This window comes from Pseudovibrio sp. POLY-S9 (assembly GCF_001431305.1).
Classification (GTDB): domain Bacteria; phylum Pseudomonadota; class Alphaproteobacteria; order Rhizobiales; family Stappiaceae; genus Pseudovibrio.
On record NZ_LCWX01000237.1, the window covers coordinates 372389 to 377169 of the forward strand.

General features: G+C 48.9%; 3 protein-coding genes and 1 pseudogene. 3 read left to right on the forward strand and 1 reads right to left on the reverse strand.

From position 1 onward, the window contains the following. The 3 genes and pseudogenes from PPL9_RS33760 to PPL9_RS25675 all read left to right on the forward strand — a co-directional run. Nucleotides 1-180, forward strand: a pseudogene (locus tag PPL9_RS33760) (DUF1801 domain-containing protein); the annotation flags it as partial. Between the two features lie 111 nt (nt 181-291). Beyond that, on the forward strand, nt 292-1122 hold the full coding sequence (locus tag PPL9_RS25670; RefSeq protein ID WP_057465352.1) for a hypothetical protein: 831 nt from the start codon (nt 292-294) through the stop codon (nt 1120-1122). Between the two features lie 97 nt (nt 1123-1219). Further along, nucleotides 1220-3106, forward strand: coding sequence for an ABC-F family ATP-binding cassette domain-containing protein (locus tag PPL9_RS25675; RefSeq protein ID WP_057465405.1), 1887 nt, complete (start codon nt 1220-1222; stop codon nt 3104-3106). A 79-nt stretch (nt 3107-3185) separates the two neighbouring features. On the opposite strand, the gene PPL9_RS25680 is transcribed toward PPL9_RS25675, so the two are convergent. Further along, entirely contained in the window at nt 3186-3638 is a 453-nt protein-coding gene (locus PPL9_RS25680) for a hypothetical protein (protein ID WP_057465353.1), read from the reverse strand. Nucleotides 3639-4781 lie beyond the last annotated feature (1143 nt).

Sequence of the window (4781 nt, forward strand, 5' to 3'; positions counted from 1 at the left end):
GACCAGCTCGGCCTGTTCGTGCACTGCCAAACCACCCTCATTGCTGACATGCGCGCCCTTTATGGCGATGTGCTGAGCTTTGAAGGCAACCGCTGCCTCTGGGTGCCTTCCGATGGCGATTATCCGCGTGATGCGGTTGAGCATTTTGTGGCGGAGGCGTTCAGGTATGGGAAGAGGTAGGAGTTACTCACTCCGGACCTAAAAGAAAACACTTCTTTCATTGATTGAAGTAAAGAAAATACATTAAATTGGAAGGCATGAATCTGATTTAATTCAAATGGGTTAGGTATATTGAAGATCAATTTTTCAGCTTTTGACTGGTGGCAAATTTTTTTGCTGTTTTTTTTCGCGGTATTTGCGCTCATCTTCATTACGTTTTCGGCTTACGGAGCTCTGTCGGTATTCGGAGTGCTAAGAGGTGCTGATGTAGTCATTTCTTTGACTAATAACTTTTGGATAGGTTCATTTGGCATTTTAGCAACGCTTATCGTTGCAGTAATCACTGCGTTTTCTGTGTCAGCAATAAAACAACAAACTGCTACAGCCCAAGAGCAAGCCGAGTACGAACGTCACAGACGAGCGGAAATGTATCGTGCTCGCCTGCCTTTTGATCTAGTCAACATTGGCAAGTTTATTGATCTTCTCGCATATAACTATAACAAACTATTCATCGAAATAAAATGCAGAGAAGAAACAAGTGAAACTGATATTTCAATCGAAGAAATAAATGATCTTGGCTTTAAAAATGTTAAAGATCCACATTTTTATCTAGATACACTTTGCGGTTATTTGGAGTATGGTGATGAGCACATTGCAAATGCTATCATCTCTATAATGCATGGCTTGCAAGAAGCACATTCCAGCGCGTCCTTTAATGAAAAGCACGACTTGGTATTCTGTGCGAATAGCTATCGAGACGAGTTGATCGTATTAGCTAAACTCAAATCTAAGATTTTGGGTCTTCTCCGGCAAATGAGACAAAGAGACACGGAAGAAAGACCAGATATTTTTCAACTGTCCTTCGAGCGAACCGTTCGTTCATGGGAATTCAATGCAATCGTAAGTCCCGAGCAAGTTCAATACTGTTTAGATAATCATCAAAAAATTGCGTGTAATCAGTAGTAGCCCACATTCTTAAGCCACACCATCATCAGAAAAACATTAGAATCGGATTGCTTGCCCCTTGCACAACAAGAGGTTTGCGGGCAAACAGCGTGGCATGCTTCAGGTTTCTAATCTTACATATCGCATTGCCGGGCGTCTTTTGATCGACAATGCCTCCGTTACTATTCCAAGTGGTGCGAAAACCGGTCTTGTCGGGCGCAATGGCGTTGGCAAGTCTACGCTGTTCAAACTGCTGTGCGGTGAGCTGTCCGTTGAGAGCGGCAGTGTGCACATGCCGCAAAAGGCCCGCGTGGGTCAGGTGGCTCAGGAAGCGCCGGGCACGCAGGAAACGCTTTTGGAAGTGGTTCTGGCGGCTGATACGGAACGCACCGCTCTTTTGGCTGAGGCCGAAACGGCTGAAGATGCGCACCGGATTGCGGAGATCCATACGCGACTTGTCGATATTGAGAGCCACAGCGCTGAAGCGCGGGCCTCTGCGATCCTGAGCGGGTTGGGCTTTTCTTACGATGAGCAGCAACAGCCGTGTGCCAACTTCTCTGGTGGTTGGCGTATGCGTGTTGCGCTTGCAGCCCTGTTGTTTTCCAAGCCAGACCTGATGCTGCTTGATGAGCCGACCAACTACCTCGACCTTGAAGGTACGATGTGGCTGGAGAACTTCATTGCGCGTTATCCGTATCAGGTTGTTCTGATCAGCCATGATCGTGACCTCCTGAACAATGCGGTCGACAGCATCGTGCATATGGATGGTGGCAAGCTCACCTTCTATCGCGGTGGTTATGACAGTTTTGACCGTCAGCGCCGTGAAACCATTTTGCTTCAGAAGAAGGCGGCTGATAAGCAGGAAAAGGCACGCAAGCACATTCAAAGCTTCGTTGACCGTTTCCGCGCAAAGGCCACCAAAGCGAAACAGGCGCAGTCTCGTATCAAGATGCTTGAGAAGATGCAGCCAATTTCCGTGTTGGATGAAGGTTCAGGGCTGGAGCTGCACATTCCGCAGCCTGAGGCCAAGCTTTCTCCGCCGATCATCAAGCTGGAACAGGCTTCCGTTGGCTATGATGACACGGTGATCCTGAAGAACCTGACGCTGAACATTGACCATGACGACCGCATTGCTCTTCTTGGTGCCAATGGTAACGGTAAGTCGACCTTCGCCAAGCTGATTGCCGGGCGCCTTGGTTTGATGTCTGGTGATATGACTAAGGCCACCAAGCTGAGCACTGCGTTTTTTGCGCAGCATCAGCTGGATGACCTGATGCCGGAGAGCAATCCGATTGAGCATGTGCGTCCGCTGATGCCGGGTGCACTGGAATCCAAAATCCGCGCGCGTGTGGACCGGTTTGGTTTGCCGACGGACCGGATGCTGACCCCTGCCAAGGATCTTTCCGGTGGCGAAAAAGCCCGGTTGCTGCTGGGCCTTGCCACGTTCCACGGACCGAACCTTGTTATCCTCGATGAGCCGACCAACCACCTTGATATCGACAGCCGCGAAGCCCTTGTGCACGCGATCAACGATTATGACGGTGCGGTCATTCTCATCAGCCATGACAGGCATCTGGTGGAGGCCTGTGCAGACCGGCTGTGGCTGGTTGCCGATGGCGGTGTGAGAAACTTCGACGGCGACATGGCGGAGTACCGCAAGTTGATCCTGAAGGGCGACAGTGGCTCCAAGTCCAAGGTTGCGGTTGAGGAGGACAGCGAGAAAGCCAATGCGCAGGCGCGCCGGAAGGAAGCAGCTGAGCGCCGCGCCAAAACCGCTCCGTTGAAGAAGAACATTGAAGCTGCGGAAAAAGAGATCTCCAAGTACCAGAAGTACATCAAAAAGCTTGATGCCCTGCTGGCTGATCCACGCATCTACACCGAGGCACCGGACAAGGCAAAACAACATGCTATCCGCCGTGCTGCCTATGTGAAGGTGCTGGAAGAGACCGAAGAGAACTGGCTGAAGATGTCCGCTGAGCTGGAAGAGCTGACAGGCGGCTAGGCTTATCGCTTTCGAGAGATTGTTATGAACCCGGGACTGGAAGCAGTGCCGGGTTTTTTATTGCTATGTGTAGAGCGCCTTATGCGTCCCTGTCAGACATACCTATGTCAGTAGCTTCCCCCAACGGGAAGGGCCCGCGTAGCCCAAATTTCATGGCAAAGGCCAGGATCAAAGCAGTCAAGGCTAACATGAGCGTTGCGAAGTGAGCGTCACTTGGCTGGTTGGTGCAGACACTTCCCTTGCAATGCATTGCGACCAGAGATGGCTCGCGCCTGTCGCCCTGCAACTTAAGCAGTTTTAAATATGTGCGCTCGCTGAAGATATGACTTTTGTCGCGCTCGTTCATCACCACGATCGCTTTGCCCGCAACCTCTAGACTGAGCTTTTCAAATTCAACAGTGCGCTCTTGAGCGTCTTGCTTGTAGGAACTTGAATATCTGAGCGCAGGCCACCAAGCCTGCATAGGGACGAAAGTGTGCAAGAGAATTGGCAAACACACCAACAGCCCAAGCTTCACCAGCGGTTGCGTCATCAGGCCTCTTCCAATTCAATAAGCTAGTTATAACAATAGGTTAACTTAATTTTCTAATATACAGATTCACCTGCTTCACAAACTGATTCAAGTGACCGGTTCACACCATGTTAGACCTCAGAAACCAGTTTTGACAGGGCTTTCATACGGTCGCTTTTCGAACCTGTCAGTTCCACCGTTTCAGGCAGGACATCCAGCAATCCGAGTGTGTCATCGCGGAGGATTTGCTTCAGACGGGTGTCGGTTTGTTTCCTGAGTTTGGGGTATTCGATGGTGGTGGTGAACTGGAAATCGTTTTAATTGTGTGCCTTTACCAGCTTGATCGTTAGAACTCTGTCACTAGGCAATGCTTTTGCACCAAACTGTGTCAAGCTGATGCAGTTACACATCTGTGCCAATCATTTCACAGATAAGGATCCCGCCTTTTTGAATAGCTTAGAAACCGCTTCGTCAAATTAGCTTTGGTTTCTTTGCCACCTTCAACGTCCGTAGATGCAATCCAGAGAGGCTCGCAGGCATTATATACTCTCAAGAATGATCATCTTCGTAGACTTGTTTATAGGTTTTGTTACCCGCTTAAATCTAAAATATAAAACGAGAGAGTTCATTAGCTGTAGCTAGCTGACGGTTATTGCTTTGAACTACAAGTACTTTCGCAACCTCAAGTTATTTAACCAAACAAAACAGCCGCTTAAATCTCAAACTCTCTCCCTCCTCACCGACAGTTTTCTACTTACAGAAAGTCGTTTTCTGTCCAAACCTCTTGCACTGCGTTTCAACTATGCAACCGCGGTAGTTTCTGTATTTCAAGAGAAACACTCGCTTTAAAGCCCTGCAATGTTTGATGGATCAGCTTGACAAAGCGTTCGCAAAATTATACTTGAATGTATGACTCATATTTAATACGCACCTCCTGATTGTATTGAGAATAGTGGTCTCCATTGTTTAAACCTGCGATAATTATGCCTGCCATTGCGGCGAGTACATTCCATCAAGCGTGCCTGGTGGTCATGGTGCCGTTGCTACAAGACGTCTTTGACCTGACACTCAGTATGATTGGGGTTGTTGTAGGAACAGGCTTGATGGCAACAGCGATCAGCCTGCCAGCTTGGGGACGGGTAGAAGCATATATCGGAACTCTCG